Origin of the sequence: Planktotalea sp. (assembly GCF_965659345.1) — a bacterium.
GTDB lineage: Bacteria > Pseudomonadota > Alphaproteobacteria > Rhodobacterales > Rhodobacteraceae > Planktotalea.
Window position 1 is genome coordinate 1 of record NZ_CBFHVK010000006.1, and the last position, 18,565, is coordinate 18,565.

The window sequence follows — 18,565 nt, forward strand, 5'->3', positions numbered from 1 at the left end:
CTGCTCATGTCCGCGAGCTATCACGCTGGATTCACACAGTGAATCCTACAGTGCCCGATTTGTGCAACAAAGCCATTATTATGCATACTATCTTAACAGACGGTTGAATTTGTTCAACTTTCAGCGAGACCGGCGTTTGGCACGCAAGGTCGGATCAGCCTCGCGCGGGTTTTCAGGCCAAGGATGACGCGGATAGCGCCCGCGCATATCTTTGCGCACATCTGCGTATGACGTGTCCCAAAACGCAGGAATATCTGTGGTGGTTTGAACAGGTCGCCCCGCAGGAGAAAGTAGCGTAACGCGCAATGCTTGGCCTGCAACGATAGGGTGGACCGTGGTGCCAAACATCTCTTGCAAGCGCAGCGCTATTTCAGGAGTGCCATATTCGTAATCGACGGGAACACGTCGCCCAAGGGGCGTTTCCACATGTGAAGGCGCGGCTTTGTCGAGGCGTTGTTGTTGCTCCCAAGTGAGAAGCGATTTCAAGGGGTCAAGCAAATCCAATGCTTTGAGTTGCGCCGCGTTCCTGATGTTAGAAAGAAAGGGCAACAGCCAATGCTCAATACTGTCCAAAAGTGCGGTTTCACTGAGATCAGGGAAGTCTTCACCCGTTTGACGCATCAGATCAACACGTGTGCGAAAGCGTTGTGCTGCAGCGGAAAACGTCAATCCTAACGCGCGAACACCATCTAGCATTGCATGAGCAATCGCTTGATCTGGCGCGTCTTTCCAAAGACGCTCATCCAAAATCAGCGCGCCCAGCTTTTCGCGCTGATAAGCAATCACGCGACGCTCGCGTTTGGACCATGCGCACTCTTCAATCCAAGCGATCTGGTCGCTGTATAGCTCTCGAATATCCGCTAGATCCACTTGTGCGGCTTGCCTGATGCGTGCTTCGCGCGGATTGCCGTCCGTATCCGTAACAACAATGAAGGGGGTATTTCCAAGAACGTCACTCTCTTCCATCACAGCGCCTTTGCCGCCCGAAAGCACATAGCGCGGTGCATCCCCCTTGCGTCTTTGACCGATGCGATCAGGATAGGCGAGGGCGGCCATCGCACCAAGATTGAGAGAGCCTTGTGGCGCATTCGGTGCAAGCTTGCTCAAGCGTTTTACTTCTTGCGTTATGCGGTTCGCATACTCCTTTGGTACGCGACGATCAATTAAGGCGCGCAGACGCAAAGACAGATCGCACCCCGAGCCGCGCCCGAGCGGATCACGCTCATTCAAAATGACCGCAAGGGTTGCTGCTTGTTTGCCAGCGACACTCAGCATGTGGCCCAAACGGGGGTGTAGCGGCATGCGTGCAAGCGCGTTGCCATGTGCTGTGATGCGCAGGTCTCGATCGAGCGCACCAAGCGTTTGCAACAGTGTTTGTGCTTCGCCCAATGTGATCCGGTTTGGTGGGGTCAGAAAGGGCAAGTCTTCTGGCGGCGCGCCCCAAAGTGCGAGCTCAAGCGCAAGACCGGTCAGATCGGCTGTTTCGATTTCAGCGGGCGCAAAAGAAGGTAGCGTTCCGTTTTCCCCTTTCGCCCAAAGCTTGTATGCCGTGCCGGGGCCAAGGCGGCCGGCGCGACCCGCACGCTGGGTGGCTTCCGCCCGAGAGGCACGTTCGGTCACAAGGCGCGACATCCCAGTTCCTGCATCAAAGCGCGCTCGACGGGCCAAGCCACTATCAACAACAGTGGTGATGCCCTCAATCGTAAGCGAGGTTTCCGCGATGGAGGTTGCAAGCACGACTTTGCGTCGTCCGTCCGTTTCTGGCTGGATCGCTGCGCGCTGATCTTGGAACTTCATCGCGCCAAAGAGCGGACGCAGGGTCGTGTCGCTTGCGATACGTGCAGCGAGCAGGCTTTGAGTTCTGCGAATTTCGCCCTCACCTGGAAGAAAGGCGAGAATGCTACCGTCGGTTTCGTTCAAGGCTTGGGATATGAGATCGCTCATATGTGTCTCTATGCGGCGTTCTTTCGAGGGTGGACGCGGCAGAAAAATCTGCTCGACCGGAAAGTCGCGCCCCTCGGACGTAATAATTGGCGCGGCATCGAGAAGTTCGGCGACAGGGGCAGCATCAAGCGTGGCAGACATTACAATGAGCGCAAGGTCTTCGCGCAAGGCTGTACGGCACTCGATACACAAGGCGAGACCGAGATCGGCATTCAGCGAGCGTTCATGAAATTCATCAAAGATCACGCAATCAATACCCGTCAGTTCGGGATCGGATTGGATCATTCGCGTGAGAATTCCTTCAGTGACGACCTCGATACGTGTCATCGCGGTTGTCTTGCGCTCTCCGCGCATCGCATAGCCGACGGTTTGCCCGACAGGTTCGTTGAGTTGACTGGCAAGCCGTTCCGCTGCGGCGCGCGCGGCAAGGCGGCGAGGCTCGAGCATAATGATTTTACCGCCGAACTTAGCTGTTTGCAGCACAGCGAGAGGAACTCGCGTGGTTTTACCAGCTCCGGGCGGCGCTTGCAGCACGGCGCGTCCATGGGTCTCAAGCGCCTCTAAGAGCGCGGGAAGGACGTCATCTATGGGTAGGTTACCTTGCATGGCCTACGTATCGTTCAAAGCGAAGGGCTAGACAACGCTTGCTTGCTCGTTGAAAACCGAGGTCAGATTTTCAAGAGGTTCCCGATGGATATTCAAGCGCTGGCTCAGTCAGTTCAAAACGGTGAACGGCGCGGTCTTGCGCGGGCAATCACGCTTGTTGAAAGTGCGCGGGCGGATCATCGTGTTGAAGCAGCTGAGTTGCTGGAAAAGCTTGCGCAAGATGGCAAGCAGGCTTTGCGGATTGGTCTGTCAGGGACACCTGGTGTGGGCAAATCCACGTTCATCGAGAGCTTTGGCATGAGCTTGATTGACAAAGGCTTGCGCGTCGCCGTTTTGGCGGTTGATCCTAGTTCCACACGCTCTGGCGGGTCCATCTTGGGGGATAAGACCCGAATGGATCGATTGTCACGTGAAGCGGCTGCGTTTATCCGTCCTTCCCCGTCGCAAACCCATTTGGGCGGTGTTGCGCGCCGTTCTCGTGAAGCCGTTGCGGTGTGTGAGGCTGCTGGTTTTGATGTGGTTCTCATTGAAACTGTGGGGGTTGGGCAATCTGAAACGGTTGTGGCGCAAATGGCAGACTTGTTCGTCTTGTTGTTAGCCCCTGCCGGTGGCGATGAGTTGCAAGGTGTAAAGCGTGGGATCATGGAGATGGCTGATCTGATTTTGATTAATAAAGCCGACGGTGATTTGAAAGCCGCAGCGACCCGTACGATGGCAGATTACGCAGGTGCGTTGCGCCTTTTGCGCAAGCGCGCGCAGGATCCGAGCGATTTTCCAAAGGCCTTGGCGGTCTCTGCGTTAGAAGAAAACGGGTTAGACCAAGCTTGGGATGAAATGAATGCATTGATCGAATGGCGGCGCGACAATGGCTTTTTCGAGCACACGCGCGCAGAGCAAGCGCGGTTCTGGTTTGAAGAGGAGGTGCGCCAAAGTTTGCTGGCGCGATTGTCACAAGCAGGTGCGTTGCGCGACGCGATGGATGATCTAGGGTCTGCAGTCGCATGCGGCGATGTTACATCGGCGTTTGCAGCACAACAAATGCAAGAATTGCTACGAAAATAAGTCGCATACCGAACATTATGCGCGAGGTGGGGGCCAGCCCCCGTCTCAGCCAGCTGAGACTCCCCCGGAGTTTATTTGGAAAGATGAAGGGGAAGGGGGAGTGAATCGCTTGACGGCTCACGCTTATCGACCTAATACCGCGCAGAGATTAATTTGCGCCTGCGAGAGCTGCGCCCCATTTTGCGTTTCTAAGATACGCTTAGACCGCACGAACACGAGGATACGCCCATGTCGCGCCGTTGCGAACTGACCGGAAAAGGCCCGATGACGGGCAACAACGTAAGCCACGCTAAGAACCGTACACGCCGTCGGTTTTTGCCAAACCTGAATGATGTGACGCTACAGTCCGAAATTCTAGGTCGTGGTATCAAGCTCAAGATTTGTGCAGCGGCTTTGCGCACGGTCGATCACCGCGGTGGTCTTGACCAGTTCTTTGCAAAGTCCAAGGACAGCGAACTGTCTGACGGCGCGTTGAAAGTGAAAAAAGAGATTGCAAAGGCGCAAGCTGCAGCTGCCTAAGCGTTTCACATTGTAAAGATTTTAGCGCCTCGCAACTGATGTTGCGGGGCGCTTCTTTTTGTCCGTTGAAGTCGCTTTAATGAGCGTTTAATCCTTCCAACATGACACGCGCTTCTCATATCATCCGTGCCTTCTTAGTCGCTCTTATTGCGCTGACAGCGCAAAGCGCCGCGGCTGCGCGCACGATGCCAGACGCGACGGGTCAGATGGTGATTTGCACGGGCGCTGGCCCGATGATGATCTTTGTCGACGCAGATGGTATACCCACAGGCGCGCCACAGATTTGTCCGGAATATGCGCTGTCGTTGATCGTCGCGGTGGCACCTGCTGCTTTGAGCATGTCTGCGCAAGGGGTTTGGTTCGAATTACGTTCGAAAGAGCATGGTCGGAAACAGGCTGCTCTTCGGCGGGCTGTTCCGAACGCAAGGGCACCGCCTGTCTTGGATTAAACCAACTATTTTAATCCTTCAGACAGATAAGGAGAGACCCAATGTCCCTCAGTTCCAAATTTTTGGCCCTCATTGTGACGGCGAACCTAGCGTTTCCTGCGTATGCGGGCGACATAATGATCAAAGACGCCTATGCGCGCACGGCTATGGCAGGCGCTAAGTCAGGCGCTGCGTTTATGCAGATTATGAACCACAGTGATGAAGAGGATCGCTTGATCAGTGCGTCCGCAGATATTGCCAAACGTGTTGAGCTTCACACGCACAAAGATATGGGCGATGGCGTGATGAAAATGATGGAAGTCGAAGACGGCTTTGTTATCCCCGCTGGTGGTATGCATTCATTGGCGCGCGGTGGCGATCATGTGATGTTTATGGGTTTGACGCAGACCATGGTTCAGGGTGAAAGCGTGCAAGTGACTCTTACTTTTGAAAAGGCTGGCGAAATGATTGTTCAAATCCCAGTTGATTCGGAGCGGCAGGATCACGGTGCTATGAAGCATGGCGATATGGATCATACTGGCCATAGCGCCGATAAATAGCGGTCTGCATTACCTTAAGATCGTTTCAACCCAGTTTGGAACGATCTCGCTTGCCTTGCCAAACTCGGCCTGCGCGAATTGAGAGATTGTTGCGCTGGCTTCGAGGTTGAGTTCGAGCGTGTCTGCACCGGATAGTGCTGCTTCTTGTACGAAGCCTGCAGCAGGGTAGACGTTACCAGACGTGCCGATTGCCACGAAAAGATCCGCTTCGCTCAAATGGTGGTAGATCGTTTCCATGTGATACGGCATCTCACCGAACCACACGATATCAGGACGCGTTGTTTGGGCGTTACAGGACGGACATTGCCGTGTTTTGCTCATCACAGGCGGAGCAGGCCAACGGGTATCACAGCTGGAACAAAGCGCGCCGTCTAGAAACCCGTGCATATGGCAAACATTTTGTGCGCCTGCCGCTTCGTGCAAGCTGTCAACGTTTTGAGTGACGAGAACGATATCGCCACGATGCTCTTTTTGCAGCTTGGCCAAGGCAAAATGAGCTGCATTGGGCTGTGCCGCGCGCGATTGCGCACGTCGTGCGTTATAAAATTCATGCACCAAGTCCGGATCGCGCGCGAAGCCTTCGGGCGTTGCAACATCTTCGATCCGGTGTTGGGCCCAAAGGCCGCCCTCGTCACGAAATGTGCCAAGCCCGCTTTCCGCAGAAATGCCAGCACCGGTGAGAATGACGATCTTGCTCATGTGTTAGATATTAAGAACACATCTGCTGTGCACGTTGGCCAAATTTTTTGTAGCGCTTCCAAAAAACTTCATGACTGGAGCGGTCAGATTGACGGATTTCCTGACTTCTGTGCGGGTCTTTGAAAAACGTCGCTGCCAAACGTTGGTCAGAAGAACTCAACGTGCCGCGCGCTGCTTTCTGGATGCAACTGCATAGCCTGCGATTCGCGGCTTTGCGGTCAGATTTCATACATGCGCGCGTGATTGTACCTGCGTCTACGGGCGTTGGGACTACAGGGGCTAGTATACCCGCCAAAGCGAGCGACAAAATAATGTGTTTCATATGGTCTGCCTATTTGCCGGCATGGGCTTGGATCTTGTGCCCAACGTCTCACATGCCGATTACTCTCGGCCCAAACATAGCGCAAAAACAGTTAAGATTCAATTCCGACCCTACATAGGCAAAGCTTTGCCAACCCTCTCCATAAAGCGCGACACATTCGCCACCTTGACCAAGGCGTAAAACCAACTCATATCCGAGCTATGACAGAGCTGAGCAAAATCCGTAATTTCTCCATCGTGGCGCATATTGACCACGGGAAATCCACCCTCGCTGACCGCCTCATTCAAGAGACGGGCACAGTGAAGGATCGTGACATGCAAGAGCAAATGCTTGACAGCATGGATATCGAGCGTGAGCGCGGTATTACCATCAAAGCCAACACGGTTCGCATCGACTATAAGGCGGATGATGGCGAGGATTATGTCCTGAACCTGATCGACACGCCTGGCCACGTGGATTTCGCCTATGAGGTGTCACGCTCCATGCGCGCGGTTGAGGGCTCGCTCTTGGTTGTGGACAGTTCGCAAGGGGTCGAGGCGCAGACGCTCGCGAATGTGTATCATGCGATTGATGCGGATCATGAGATTGTTCCGATCCTGAACAAAATTGATTTGCCCGCGTCTGACTGTGACCGCGTTGCTGAGCAGATCGAAGATGTGATCGGCATTGATGCGACTGACGCTATCCAAGTTTCCGCGAAGACGGGGCAGGGCATTCACGAAACGCTTGAAGCGATTGTCACCCGCCTGCCGGCTCCGACAGGCGAGCGTGATGCGCCGCTAAAGGCCATGCTGGTCGATAGTTGGTATGATGCCTATCTGGGCGTGATTGTTCTGGTGCGCATTATTGATGGCGTGCTGAAAAAGGGCGAGCGCATCAAGATGCTGTCTAACAATTCGGTTCATCACGTAGATCGCATTGGCGTGTTCAAACCCCAACGCGAAGAAATCGCTGAACTTGGACCCGGCGAGATGGGTTTTCTGACGGCGTCGATCAAGCAAGTGCGCGACACGCGTGTGGGTGACACGATCACCCATGAGAAAAAGGGTACAGACGACGCTTTGCCAGGCTTTAAGCCTGCTCAGCCAGTTGTTTTCTGTGGTCTTTTCCCTGTGGATAGTGCTGAGTTTGAGGATTTGCGCGACGCTATCGACAAGCTTGCTCTGAATGACGCGAGCTTTTCATTTGAGATGGAAACCTCCGCCGCCCTTGGTTTCGGCTTTCGTTGTGGTTTCCTTGGCTTGTTGCACCTTGAGGTCATTCGCGACCGTATCGAGCGTGAGTACAATATCGAGCTGATCACGACTGCACCATCTGTGATTTATCATATCCACATGAAAGACGGTACGATGCAGGAGTTGCATAACCCTGCGGATATGCCGGATTTGACGTTCGTTGATCACATGCAAGAACCGCGCATCAAGGCGACGATTCTTGTTCCCGATGAGTACCTTGGTGATGTTTTGAAGCTGTGTCAGGATCGTCGCGGCATTCAAGAGGACCTGACCTATGCAGGTACGCGTGCGATGGTTGTCTATGATCTACCTTTGAATGAGGTGGTTTTTGATTTTTACGATCGCTTGAAGTCTGTGACCAAGGGCTACGCGTCGTTTGATTATCAGATGACCGGCTATCGTCAGGATCATCTGGTAAAGATGTCGATCCTTGTGAACGATGAACCTGTGGATGCGCTTTCAACGATGGTGCACCGTGATCGCGCAGAAATGCGCGGGCGGGCGATGGTTGAAAAGCTGAAAGACTTGATCCCGCGCCATATGTTCAAAATCCCGATTCAAGCAGCGATTGGCGGCAAGGTTATTGCGCGCGAGACATTGTCTGCGATGCGCAAGGACGTGACGGCCAAGTGCTATGGCGGCGATGCGACCCGCAAGAAGAAACTTCTGGAAAAGCAGAAGGCGGGTAAGAAGAAGATGCGTCAATTCGGCAAGGTCGATATCCCGCAGGAAGCGTTTATTTCTGCGCTGAAGATGGATAGCTGATCTCGCGCGCTTGATTTGACCAAGCATGTTCGCCTAGGTTCGTAGCCCTCATGGGAGGACTATCAATGAAAACTATACTTGGAATAGCGATTGCAATGTCGCTTAGCGCTGGCGCTTTGTTTGCTGAAGGAATGGTACACAAAGTTGCGGTACACGTGAACGAGAACGACCCAGCGGTTATGAATATCGCGCTCAACAACGTGCAAAATCTGACGAACTACTATCAGTCGAAAGGAGATACCGTTGAAGTTGAGGTGGTGACCTATGGTCCGGGCCTGAACATGTTGATCGATGGTAAATCGCCAGTTGCAGATCGTATCGCGACGATGTCGTTAGAAATGGATAACCTGAGTTTTGCAGCTTGTGGCAACACGCATCGAAAGATGTCTAAGAAGAAGGGCGAAGATATCGCGCTGCTGGACGAAGCCAACATGGTGCCCTCCGGCGTGGTGCGATTGATCGAACTGCAAGAAGATGGTTTTGCCTACGTAAAGCCGTAGGGTGACAGGTAAGGTGCGTGATATCACGCACCTTACGCCGACACTTTTCTCAACTTTGCAAATGAAGTGAACTCCCAGTGTTCTGGGCGTTGCACATAACCATGACGCACAGGATCCATCCAACAGTGCTCCATATGTGCATTAAAGTCGGTTTTTGAACGTATGTGATGCTCCCAGAACCGCCTGTTCCATATTCCGCGCTCTTGCCGTTTAATATCGCTTGCACGAAGAGGTCCTTTCGCCAGATTGCGCGAAAATCGGGATTTGATGATCCGCCATCGTGTCGAATAGTCATGATCGTCCGCAGGCAAAGTCCAAATGCAATGCATATGATCAGGCAGAACGACCCATGCGTTCACAGTCACTGGCCGTTCGCGAAGTGTACGCGCAACCGCGCTGCGTAACAGGTGAATTTCGCGCAACAGCGTATCTGAGTCTTGCGCGCGAAGACCAACGGTGAAGAAGACCGTTGCGCCGGGACTGTGAGGGCGTAAGTAATTGGACATGCTTCCTTTGTGGAAGATCATGTTTAAGAACAGATGAATCGCCGTAAGGTGCGTGATATCACGCACCGTCATTCGTCTGTTACAATCATTGGTTAGGGGAAGCTCATGACAACATACGCAATCAATGGCCTCGGTCGAATCGGAAAACTAGCCCTACGCCCTCTTATCGAGAGTGGCGCAAAAATCGCTTTTCTCAACGATGCGGTGGGCGACCCTGAAATGCACGCACATTTGCTGGAGTTTGACACAGTCCATGGGCGTTGGGATGCTGAATTTAGTCACGACGAAGACACCATAAGCATCAACGGAACGACGTTTCCGCTCTGCAATGCGCGAAACCTTGAAGAACTGCCGCTTGCAGGGGTCGATGTCATGATTGATTGCACAGGTGCTTTCAAGAGCGAAGCCAAGCTCGCCCCCTATTTCAAAGCGGGCGTGAAGAAAGTCATCGTGTCCGCCCCTGTGAAAGACGGCAATGCCGCGAATATCGTCTATGGTGTGAACAATCATGATTACAATGCGAACACGCAAAACATCATTACAGCGGCATCGTGTACAACCAATTGCCTTGCGCCTGTGGTCAAGGTCATCCATGAGAACTTAGGCATCAAACATGGCTCGATCACCACAATTCATGATGTCACTAATACCCAAACTATCGTGGATCGCCCTGCGAAAGACTTGCGGCGTGCGCGTTCAGCGTTGAATTCATTGATTCCAACGACCACAGGGTCTGCGACCGCGATCACGCTGATTTATCCAGAGCTTAAAGGAAAGCTGAACGGTCATGCCGTACGCGTCCCTTTGCTAAATGCTTCGATCACCGATTGTGTTTTTGAAGTCGAGCGCGCTACAACCGAAGATGAGGTAAACGCATTTTTCAAAGAGGCCGCTGAGGGTGCGCTTGAGGGTATTCTTGGATATGAGACGCGTCCGCTTGTCTCGGCTGATTATGTAAACGATCCACGCAGTACCATCGTTGATGCGCTTTCGACGATGGTCGTGAATGGCACGCAGGTTAAGATTTACGCTTGGTATGACAATGAGTGGGGCTATGCGAACCGCTTGATTGATGTGGCGCGCATGGTGGGCGATGCCCTGTGATGAGGCCGTGAGCAGACCTGCAGGTTTTGCTGCCTATCTTGTCGTGACCGGCGCATATTGGGCCTTCATGCTCACGGATGGGGCCTTGCGGATGTTGGTGCTTTTGCATTTTCACACGCTTGGTTTTTCGCCGGTTCAGCTTGCCTATCTCTTTGTGCTTTATGAAATCGCGGGCGTTGTCACCAACCTATGTGCTGGCTGGCTTGCTGCGCGATTTGGGCTGACGTTTACGCTTTATGCAGGGCTGGGTTTGCAAATCATCGCGCTGATTGCGCTGGCGCAGCTTGATCCAACGTGGAGCATCACTGCATCTGTGGTGTTTGTGATGTGTGTTCAAGGGCTGTCGGGAGTTGCGAAAGATCTCGCAAAGATGAGTAGCAAATCGGCTGTAAAGCTCCTTGCACCGGACGAGGGTGACAGTCTTTTCAAGTGGGTCGCATTGCTGACTGGGTCAAAGAATGCGGTGAAAGGTTTCGGCTTTCTGTTAGGGGCTGCTTTGCTCGCGATACTTGGGTTCCAAGGGGCGATTTATGCAATGACCTTCGTACTCGCACTTCTCTTTTTGCTGGTAATTCTGCGCATGCCTGAAGGGCTACCCAAGGGCATGAAAGGCGTGAAGTTCAGCGCTGTTTTTTCAAAGAACGCAGCGGTGAATTGGCTCAGTCTTGCGCGGGTATTCCTATTTGGTGCGCGTGATGTGTGGTTCGTCGTTGGCATCCCGATTTACTTCTATTCGGTTTGGTCAGACGGTACGCTTGAGGGTAACAAAGCCGCCTTTTTCATGATTGGCACTTTCATGGCGGCTTGGGTGATCTTTTATGGGGTCATTCAAGGGATCGCGCCAAAATTGCTGAGCGGGTTGCCAGTGCAAAGCGCCGCTGGGTTGGTGATCAGCCTTGCGCTTGTACCAATGGTGCTAGCGGTTTTTGTGTGGATGCAAATGTCATCTCTCACAGTCTTACTGATCATCGGACTGTTCATCTTCGCAGCCTTGCTTGCGCTGAATTCAGCACTGCATTCTTATTTGATCTTGCGCTTTACAACGGCAGACCGCGTGACGTTGGACGTAGGGTTTTACTATATGGCCAATGCAACAGGGCGGCTCTTGGGTACCGTAATGTCCGGGCTAAGCTATCAGCTCGGTGGACTGGCGGCATGTTTGGGCGTCGCGGCTGTGATGCTGGTGATCAGCGCTGTAGCAGCGCGCCAGTTGCCAGAGGTTAAGCTGGCGTAAAGAAAAGCCGCGCGCGAAATGTTCCGCACGCGGCTAAGTGTTTTATCCGATGATCGCGTTCAACGTTACGGAGGGGCGCATAACGGCTGCGGTTTTCGCCGCATCACCGTGATAGTAGCCACCCAGATCAACAGCGGGACCTTGCGCGCCTGCCAGTTCGGACAAGATTGCTGCTTCGCCAGATACAAGCGCCTCTGCGATTGGTGCAAAATGCGCTGCAAGATCAGCGTCATCGCTTTGTGCTGCAAGGGCTTCTGCCCAATACCGCGCGAACCAGTAGTGGCTGTCGCGGTTGTCGGGCTCACCCACTTTGCGCGAAGGCGAGTTGCCGTTGTCGAGGATACCCTGCGTCGCGGCTTCTACCGCAAGACCCAGTACACGTGCTTTGCCGTTACCTTTGGCATCTGCAAGGAACTTCAAGCTTTCCCCTAAGGCACAGAACTCGCCAAGGCTATCCCAACGCAAGTGGTTTTCTTCCATCAACTGCTGCACGTGCTTTGGAGCAGAACCGCCAGCACCTGTTTCAAACAGACCGCCGCCGTTCATTAGCTTCACGATGGAGAGCATTTTTGCGGAAGTCGCAAGCTCAAGAATGGGGAAGAGGTCGGTCAGGTAGTCACGTAGTACGTTGCCCGTGATCGCGATGGAGTTTTCACCCTTTGTGATCGTCTCCAGCGAAGCACGTGTTGCTTCACGTGGGGCCATGATCTTGAACTTGTCTGCAACGCCTGCTGCTTCGAGGATTGGGATCACATAAGCGATCAGCTCTGCGTCATGCGCGCGGTTTGCGTCGAGCCAGAAGATCGCTTCGCAGCCTTCCGCCTTTTGACGCGAAATCGCGAGGTTCACCCAATCTTCAATCGGTGCTTTGCGTGCGGAGGCAGAACGCCAAATGTCGTTTTCTTCGACTTTGTGCTCATGCAAAACAGTGCCATCGTCGAGGATCATTTTGACCGTCCCCGCTGCTGGCATCTCAAATGTTGTCGGGTGCGAGCCGTACTCTTCCGCCTTTTGTGCCATCAGGCCGATGTTTTGTACTGTGCCTGCAGTTGCCGGGTTCAGCGCGCCGTTTTCTTTGAAGAACTTAACGGATTCGTCATAAACAGGCGCGTATGAGTTGTCAGGAATAACGCAGTTCGTGTCGCTTTCTTTCCCATCCGGGCCCCAACCTTTGCCGCCTGCACGGATCAACGCTGGCATAGACGCGTCGATAATCACGTCCGACGGGACGTGAAGGTTGGTAATGCCTTTGTCACTGTCGACCATGTACATGGGTGGGCGTTTGGACATGCACGCATCTATTGCAGACATAATTTCTGGCTTGTCTTTCACGCGCTCAAGCAGGTCACCAAGGCCGGAGTTCGGATTCACGCCAAGGTCGGCCATTTCTGCGCCATAAATGTCGAAGACCGGCTTGAGAAAGACTTTGACCGCATGACCGAAGATGATTGGGTCGGAGACCTTCATCATCGTCGCTTTCATGTGCAAGGAAAACAGCGTGCCGTCGTCTTGCGTGCTTGAGATTTCCTCGGCGAGGAATGCGTCAAGTGCTGCCGCGCTCATGAAGGTTGCATCTACGACTGTACCTGCTGGGTAGGACAGGCCGTCCTTGAGCACTGTTTCGCCCGTTGCGGTCTCAAGCACGATCTTTGCGCCTGTTTCAGCTTTCAATGTCGCAGACGTTTCGTTCGAGAAGAAGTCGCCGCCAGACATGGAAGATACGCGTGTCTTGCTGTCACTTGTCCACTTGCCCATGCGGTGCGGATTGTTCTGCGCGTAGCTTTTCACAGCTTTCGCAGCGCGACGATCAGAGTTGCCTTCACGCAAAACTGGGTTCACGGCAGACCCTTTGATGCTGTCGTATTTCGCGCGCACAGCTTTATCTGCATCACTTTCAGGCGCTTCTGGATAATCCGGCAGCGCGTAGCCTTGCGATTGCAGTTCTTTCACAGCTTCCACCAACTGCGGGACAGACGCAGAGATGTTTGGCAGTTTGATCACGTTTGCGTCTGGCGTTTTTACCAAGCGGCCAAGCTCTGTGAGGTCGTCTGATTGCTGCTGCTCTGCGCTCAAAGCTTCGGGGAAGGTCGCCAAAATGCGTCCAGCCAAAGAAATGTCTTTGGTGCCAACAGATACGCCAGCAGCTGCGGCGAATTTCTGGATGATCGGCAGGAAGGATGCAGATGCAAGTTCCGGTGCTTCGTCGACTTTGGTGTAGATGATATCAGACATGAAAACCTCATTAGTCAGGGAGTTGGCCTGTCTTTAGAGGATCAATACAGAGTCGTCTACAGTATACCGTTGTATGCATTGCGGCAGACGACGACAATTTTTGATACTTTTAACTCATCTGCTCAGATGATCGCTTTCTCCTCAAAGGAACGACCAGCGACAATGCGTTCAAACCCAAAAGGTGCCATATCAAGCGTGCGGTAGTCGCCATAAACCAACAGCTCAGCCGTAGCGCGGCCCATTGCAGGGCTTTGTTGTAAACCATGCCCTGAAAAACCGTTGAGAAAGATAAAGTTGCTGATTTCGGGATGCGCGCCAATGACTGCGTTTTGATCAAGCGTATTATAAGCGTAATGCCCCGCCCATTCAGTGACGACTTTGATTGCCGCAAACTGGGGGATGCGTGTCGCAATAATTGGCCAGACATGGTTTTCCCAGCGGCCATGGTCCATTCCAAAATCATTGGGATCAACAGCGACGTCATCGTCAGGTTCGGGTGCTCCGCCGGCCAAATAGGTTTTCGGCCCGTCCTGCCGGACATGAACGCCCGAAGGATCAATGGTCAGGGGGAGCTCTTGATCCAATGGCTGTTCCGCGCTGAAGATCCAAGTAAAGCGCTTGCGCGGTTCAACGGGGAGCTGGATGCCCGCCATTTGCGCGGTCAAAGCACCGCGTGGGCCAGAGGCATTCACCACCTGTCCGCAAGAAATAACTTCGCCCGTCTCTAGTGTGATTGAGCGTACTTTGCCGCCATCGACATCCATCGCGACAGCGCGGTTGGTGACATATTCAACCCCGTTGTCTTTTGCTGACCTGCGCCACCAGTCGAACACAGTGCCACCGTCCCAATACCCTTCATCTTTTCGGTTGATGGAGCCAAGCAAGACATCATCCACGTTATAAAAGGGATAGCGTGCTTTGATCTGATCGGCGGTAAGCAGTTCGGTCTCTGCGCCCGCCGCGCGTTGCACTTTCTGGTTCTCACGTAGCGTTTTGGCAAAGGTGTCGTTGTCTGCAAGATACATGTAGCCGTAGTTTTGAATGCCGAGTTCTGGCACGCGTGTGTCACCGCCCATGTATTTGCGAAGATTTTTCACGAAATCAGCGGCAAACTGCGAGATGCGCACATTCAACTCGTTGGAAAACTGCTGACGCATGCAAGAATTCGTATGCGCGGTAGAGGTGTTTATATAGCTGCTGTCCATCTCAACGACGAGGCAAGAGCCGTTGAAGTCTGGCGTGTTTGACAAGAACCAAGCGGTTGATGACCCCATCATCGCGCCGCCGATGATTACAACGTCGTAACTGGTTCTTTTGGGTGCCTGAAACGAGTTCATTCAACGCGCTCGACGGGTCCGCCTTGTGCTTCCCAAGTGCTAAACCCTTCGCGTAGATGCGCGGCTTGAAACCCCATGTTCTTCAGGGTTTGACATGTCAAAGCAGACCGCCAGCCAGATGCGCAATGAAAGACGAAATTTTTGTCTTCGCCGAAGATCGGTTTGAAATAGGGGCTGTCGGGATCGACCCAAAATTCGATCATACCGCGCGGCGCGTGAAAGCTGCCAGGGATAAAGCCACTGCGCTGACGTTCGCGCACATCCCGTATGTCTACTACAACAAAGTTTGGATCATCGAGCATACCAATAAGCGTTGATGTTTCAATTTCATCAATTTCAGCGCGTGCTTTGGCGACCATTTCAGCAGCTGTTGTTGTTAATGTGTTCATTGGGTTTCCTTAGATCAAACCATACGATTTTCACGCGTATGTTGCGTGTAATTTGAAGCCTAATCTTCGCAAGTTCGCAAGGGTGCGCGCGTCTTCGTCCCGCATTGCGCTATCGTTTTGTGTGGATACCTTATTGGAAGTCACTTTTTATTGTCGCCGTGCCTTGCATGGCCAAAGCGCCGTCTTGTCGTGCGATCCATAGTTCGATCTTATGATCTTTCACAAGCTTTCCGTGAACAGTGAAACACTGGTTATCAAATACAGGTGCAAGCGCGCGGAATTCGAACTGAGCAACATCCGTGTCGGGGTATTGCCTGCGTAGAAGGTCCATCATCAACGTTGCTAGTAAAGGCCCATGCACAACGATACCGTCATACCCCTCGGTACTCGTACAAAAGGGATGATCATAATGAATGCGATGCCCATTGAAGGTGAGAGCTGAGTAGCGGAACAGAAGTATTGGGTCTGGATGAATCGTTCTCGAAAAATCGCTGAATTGAGGGGCTTGCTTTGGTGTGGGTATGGGTGCGTCAGGACTTGGCAGGGCGCGATAAACGATGTCTTGCACTTCACTTACGCAGATTGAGCGGTCTTCAATGACCTCATGCACAACGGTGACAAAAACCAGATCACCGCTGCGCCCAGATTTGTGAGTCACACTGCGTACGCTTGAATGTCGACGCGCGTTTGCGCCAATTTTGATCGGGGCGTGAAAGTTCAATCGACTGCCTGCCCACATCCGGCGTGGCAATGGAACTGGGGGCAAAAATGTCCCAAGTTTCGCATGACCATCATAGCCGCAGTCACTCAACTTATGGATTGGCAGAAAATGCAGCCAATGCCAGAGCAGAGGAAGCGGATCGCCGGTCTCATAGCTCTCATCGCGATCCAGAGTTGCTGCTAAGGCGTTCGCTGGAAATGTTGCTATCAGGTCATCGCGGGTTTCACTTTGGCCTTGCCAGCTTTGAAGGTGGTCAATGTTAATTTTGCCCATGATCTATCCAGAGCTAGGGGATCGTAACAGGTTGAACAGGCTGCCAAGGACAAAGCAAGCGGCCGCAACACAGACAATCGTTGGGCCTGTGGGCGTGTCAAAAATATACGCGGCACGTAGACCCGCGAGGGCAGAGAAACCGCCAATCGCCGCCGCGAGAAACGCCATGCGTTCAGGGGTCTGTGCAAATGGGCGCGCAGCAGCTGCGGGAATGATCAAAAGCGCAGCGATTAAAAGCACGCCGACGACTTTAATAGCAACGGCGACGACAAGGGCGAGCGCGATGGTCAGAACCATCTGTTCGCGCCGTGGCTCTATCCCCGCTGCGAAAGCGAGATCTGTGCTTAGCGTTGCTGTGAGCAGCGCAGACCAGCGCCACCAAAGCATCAACATCACAAGTGCCGCGCCGCCCCAAATAATGGCAAGATCAATCCGTGAGACAGCAAGGATGTCACCAAAGAGATAGGCCATCAAATCGATGCGTACTCCTTGCAAGAATGAGACCGCGACGAGACCAACCGCCAAAGCTGAGTGGGCCATAACACCAAGTAACGTATCCATCGCGTAGCCGCGCCCTGATAGGGTTGATACGGTCCACCCCATCAATAAAGCGACAACAAGAACGCCCCCAAAGATCGAGGTGGAAAAGGCAAGCGCGAGTGCGATCCCGAGGATTGAGGCATGTGCAGTTGCTTCGCCGAAATAGGCCATACGACGCCACACAACGAAGCACCCCAAGGGGGCGGCGGCCAACGCAACGCCAAGTCCCGCAAGCGTTGCGCGCACGAGAAAACTGTCTAGAAAGTCCATCACGCGTCCTCGGACTGTTCGTGATCATGGGAATGGTCATGATGATCGTGCTGGTGATCGTGGTGATGGTCATGATCATGACGGTAAAGCGCCAAAGCCCCTTGCGTGCCAGACCCAAACAAGGCGCGATATTCAGGCGCGGACGCAACAACTTCGGGTGCGCCTTCGCAGCAAACATGGCCGTTTAGGCAAATGACCCGATCAGATGCCGCCATAACCACATGCAATTCATGGCTCACCATGAGCACCGCGCAGCCGAGCGTTTCGCGTAAACTCTCAATCTGTCGATAAAACGATGCGGAGCCCGGTTGATCGAGACCTTGTGTCGCTTCATCCAAGATTAAAAGTTCTGGATTTCCGAGCAAAGCACGTGCGAGCAAGACTCGTTGGAATTGGCCCCCTGAAAGGTCACTCATCTGGCGTTGCGCTAGGTTGCCAACACCTGCTTGAGCGAGCGCGGCGCGCGACGTTTCGTCTGAAACTTTGTTGGGCAACGAGAGAAACCGCGACACGCTTATAGGTAGGGTTTGATCGATGTGCAACTTTTGAGGCACGTAGCCGATCCGCAAGTTTTCCTTGCGCGTGAGCGTGCCTTTGGAAAGTTTGGCGGCCCCAATAAGCGCGCGCAACAGTGTTGACTTTCCTGACCCGTTTGGCCCGACGATTGTAACGATTTCACCTGACTTGATTTCAAGTGTTACGTTTTTCAAAACATGGTTTTTGCCGTGGCTGACACCCATGCCTTTAGCGCTGATCAAACTCATGGGGCGACGTCCGATGTGCAGTTCGGGCAGATGCCCTCTGCCTCTACAACTGCGCGTTCGATTTGAAACCCAGCGAGTTTTGCACTCGATCCCAATTGTCCTGCATTTGCTTTGGTTTGTGCCTCGGCAACGCCATCGCATTTGCGACAGATCAAAAAGGCCGGATCATGAACTTCACCTGGATGCGCACAGGCGACAAACGCGTTCAGCCGTTCGATTTTGTGGGCAAACCCATGGCTCACTAGAAAATCCAAAGCGCGATAAGCGACAGGGGGTTGCGAGCCAAGTCCTTCGGCGCGCAAACGGTCTAGAATATCATACGCTCCGAGCGCACGGTGCTGGTGTAGCAAAATTTCGACCACACGCTTGCGCACTGGCGTAAGTTGCAGCCCTGCTTTCGCACAATGCGCTTCGATCTGTGCGAGATTGTCCGCGATACAATGGGTGTGATCGTGTTTAGAAAATCCAATAGGATCCATGGGCATGCCTTCGATGAGTCAGATATATGGTTGACCTTTGGTGTTATGATATAACATACATCCGCAAACTGTAAAT

Annotated in this window: 18 protein-coding genes; 8 read left to right on the forward strand and 10 right to left on the reverse strand. The window is 53.2% G+C overall.

The genetic code is table 11. The features are described 5' to 3' along the window. Positions 1-120 precede the first annotated feature (120 nt). On the reverse strand, positions 121-2,550 hold the full coding sequence (hrpB, locus tag ACTG3Z_RS05760) for an ATP-dependent helicase HrpB (RefSeq protein WP_439141839.1): 2,430 nt from the start codon (positions 2,548-2,550) through the stop codon (positions 121-123). Positions 2,551-2,634: 84 nt separating this feature from the next. Between hrpB and meaB the strand changes: the two genes are divergently transcribed. From meaB to ACTG3Z_RS05780, 4 genes are all read left to right on the forward strand, one after another. Beyond that, the gene (gene meaB / locus ACTG3Z_RS05765) at positions 2,635-3,612 is read left to right on the forward strand and encodes a methylmalonyl Co-A mutase-associated GTPase MeaB (RefSeq protein ID WP_439141841.1); all 978 of its coding nucleotides are present in this window, start codon (positions 2,635-2,637) and stop codon (positions 3,610-3,612) included. A gap of 228 nt (positions 3,613-3,840) precedes the next feature. Continuing rightward, on the forward strand, positions 3,841-4,131 hold the full coding sequence (rpmB, locus tag ACTG3Z_RS05770; RefSeq protein WP_375264363.1) for a 50S ribosomal protein L28: 291 nt from the start codon (positions 3,841-3,843) through the stop codon (positions 4,129-4,131). Between the two features lie 101 nt (positions 4,132-4,232). Further along, positions 4,233-4,580, forward strand: coding sequence for a hypothetical protein (locus ACTG3Z_RS05775; protein ID WP_439141844.1), 348 nt, complete (start codon positions 4,233-4,235; stop codon positions 4,578-4,580). A gap of 41 nt (positions 4,581-4,621) precedes the next feature. Next, positions 4,622-5,119 (forward strand): copper chaperone PCu(A)C, encoded by a 498-nt coding sequence (locus ACTG3Z_RS05780; RefSeq protein WP_439141846.1) that lies wholly within the window; start codon positions 4,622-4,624, stop codon positions 5,117-5,119. 9 nt (positions 5,120-5,128) lie between these two features. Here the strand turns inward: ACTG3Z_RS05780 and ACTG3Z_RS05785 are convergent, their stop codons facing one another. Continuing rightward, positions 5,129-5,818, reverse strand: a complete 690-nt coding sequence (locus ACTG3Z_RS05785; RefSeq protein ID WP_439141848.1) for an NAD-dependent deacylase — start codon at positions 5,816-5,818, stop codon at positions 5,129-5,131. 522 nt (positions 5,819-6,340) lie between these two features. Between ACTG3Z_RS05785 and lepA the strand changes: the two genes are divergently transcribed. Both lepA and ACTG3Z_RS05795 read left to right on the forward strand, forming a co-directional pair. Next, on the forward strand, positions 6,341-8,140 hold the full coding sequence (gene lepA, locus ACTG3Z_RS05790; RefSeq protein WP_439141849.1) for a translation elongation factor 4: 1,800 nt from the start codon (positions 6,341-6,343) through the stop codon (positions 8,138-8,140). A gap of 65 nt (positions 8,141-8,205) precedes the next feature. After that, positions 8,206-8,640: a DsrE family protein gene (locus tag ACTG3Z_RS05795; RefSeq protein ID WP_439141850.1), complete on the forward strand. Its 435-nt coding sequence runs from the start codon at positions 8,206-8,208 to the stop codon at positions 8,638-8,640. Positions 8,641-8,672: 32 nt separating this feature from the next. On the opposite strand, the gene ACTG3Z_RS05800 is transcribed toward ACTG3Z_RS05795, so the two are convergent. Continuing rightward, positions 8,673-9,218, reverse strand: a complete 546-nt coding sequence (locus tag ACTG3Z_RS05800; RefSeq protein WP_439141852.1) for an REP-associated tyrosine transposase — start codon at positions 9,216-9,218, stop codon at positions 8,673-8,675. 33 nt (positions 9,219-9,251) lie between these two features. On the opposite strand from ACTG3Z_RS05800, the gene ACTG3Z_RS05805 reads away from it, so the two are divergent. Then, positions 9,252-10,250 (forward strand): ArsJ-associated glyceraldehyde-3-phosphate dehydrogenase, encoded by a 999-nt coding sequence (locus ACTG3Z_RS05805; protein ID WP_439141853.1) that lies wholly within the window; start codon positions 9,252-9,254, stop codon positions 10,248-10,250. 7 nt (positions 10,251-10,257) lie between these two features. Further along, positions 10,258-11,484 carry an organoarsenical effux MFS transporter ArsJ gene (arsJ, locus tag ACTG3Z_RS05810; protein ID WP_439141855.1) on the forward strand — a complete coding sequence of 409 codons (1,227 nt, stop codon included), beginning with the start codon at positions 10,258-10,260 and terminating at the stop codon, positions 11,482-11,484. A gap of 42 nt (positions 11,485-11,526) precedes the next feature. On the opposite strand, the gene ACTG3Z_RS05815 is transcribed toward arsJ, so the two are convergent. The 7 genes from ACTG3Z_RS05815 to ACTG3Z_RS05845 form a co-directional block, all read right to left on the reverse strand. Then, positions 11,527-13,716, reverse strand: coding sequence for an NADP-dependent isocitrate dehydrogenase (locus ACTG3Z_RS05815; RefSeq protein ID WP_439141856.1), 2,190 nt, complete (start codon positions 13,714-13,716; stop codon positions 11,527-11,529). A gap of 122 nt (positions 13,717-13,838) precedes the next feature. Next, on the reverse strand, positions 13,839-15,053 hold the full coding sequence (locus ACTG3Z_RS05820) for an NAD(P)/FAD-dependent oxidoreductase (RefSeq protein WP_439141857.1): 1,215 nt from the start codon (positions 15,051-15,053) through the stop codon (positions 13,839-13,841). Then, on the reverse strand, positions 15,050-15,442 hold the full coding sequence (locus tag ACTG3Z_RS05825) for a rhodanese-like domain-containing protein (protein WP_439141859.1): 393 nt from the start codon (positions 15,440-15,442) through the stop codon (positions 15,050-15,052). Before ACTG3Z_RS05825 ends, ACTG3Z_RS05820 begins: the two co-directional genes overlap by 4 nt. Positions 15,443-15,572: 130 nt before the next feature. Beyond that, entirely contained in the window at positions 15,573-16,436 is an 864-nt protein-coding gene (locus tag ACTG3Z_RS05830) for an FAS1-like dehydratase domain-containing protein (protein ID WP_439141860.1), read from the reverse strand. 3 nt (positions 16,437-16,439) lie between these two features. Continuing rightward, positions 16,440-17,246 (reverse strand): metal ABC transporter permease, encoded by an 807-nt coding sequence (locus tag ACTG3Z_RS05835; protein WP_439141862.1) that lies wholly within the window; start codon positions 17,244-17,246, stop codon positions 16,440-16,442. Further along, positions 17,246-18,010 carry an ATP-binding cassette domain-containing protein gene (locus tag ACTG3Z_RS05840; protein ID WP_439141863.1) on the reverse strand — a complete coding sequence of 255 codons (765 nt, stop codon included), beginning with the start codon at positions 18,008-18,010 and terminating at the stop codon, positions 17,246-17,248. Before ACTG3Z_RS05840 ends, ACTG3Z_RS05835 begins: the two co-directional genes overlap by 1 nt. Continuing rightward, a complete protein-coding gene (locus tag ACTG3Z_RS05845; protein WP_439141865.1) occupies positions 18,007-18,489 on the reverse strand; it encodes a transcriptional repressor in 483 nt (160 codons plus the stop codon). The genes ACTG3Z_RS05840 and ACTG3Z_RS05845 overlap by 4 nt, the downstream gene beginning before the upstream one ends. Positions 18,490-18,565: the final 76 nt, after the last annotated feature.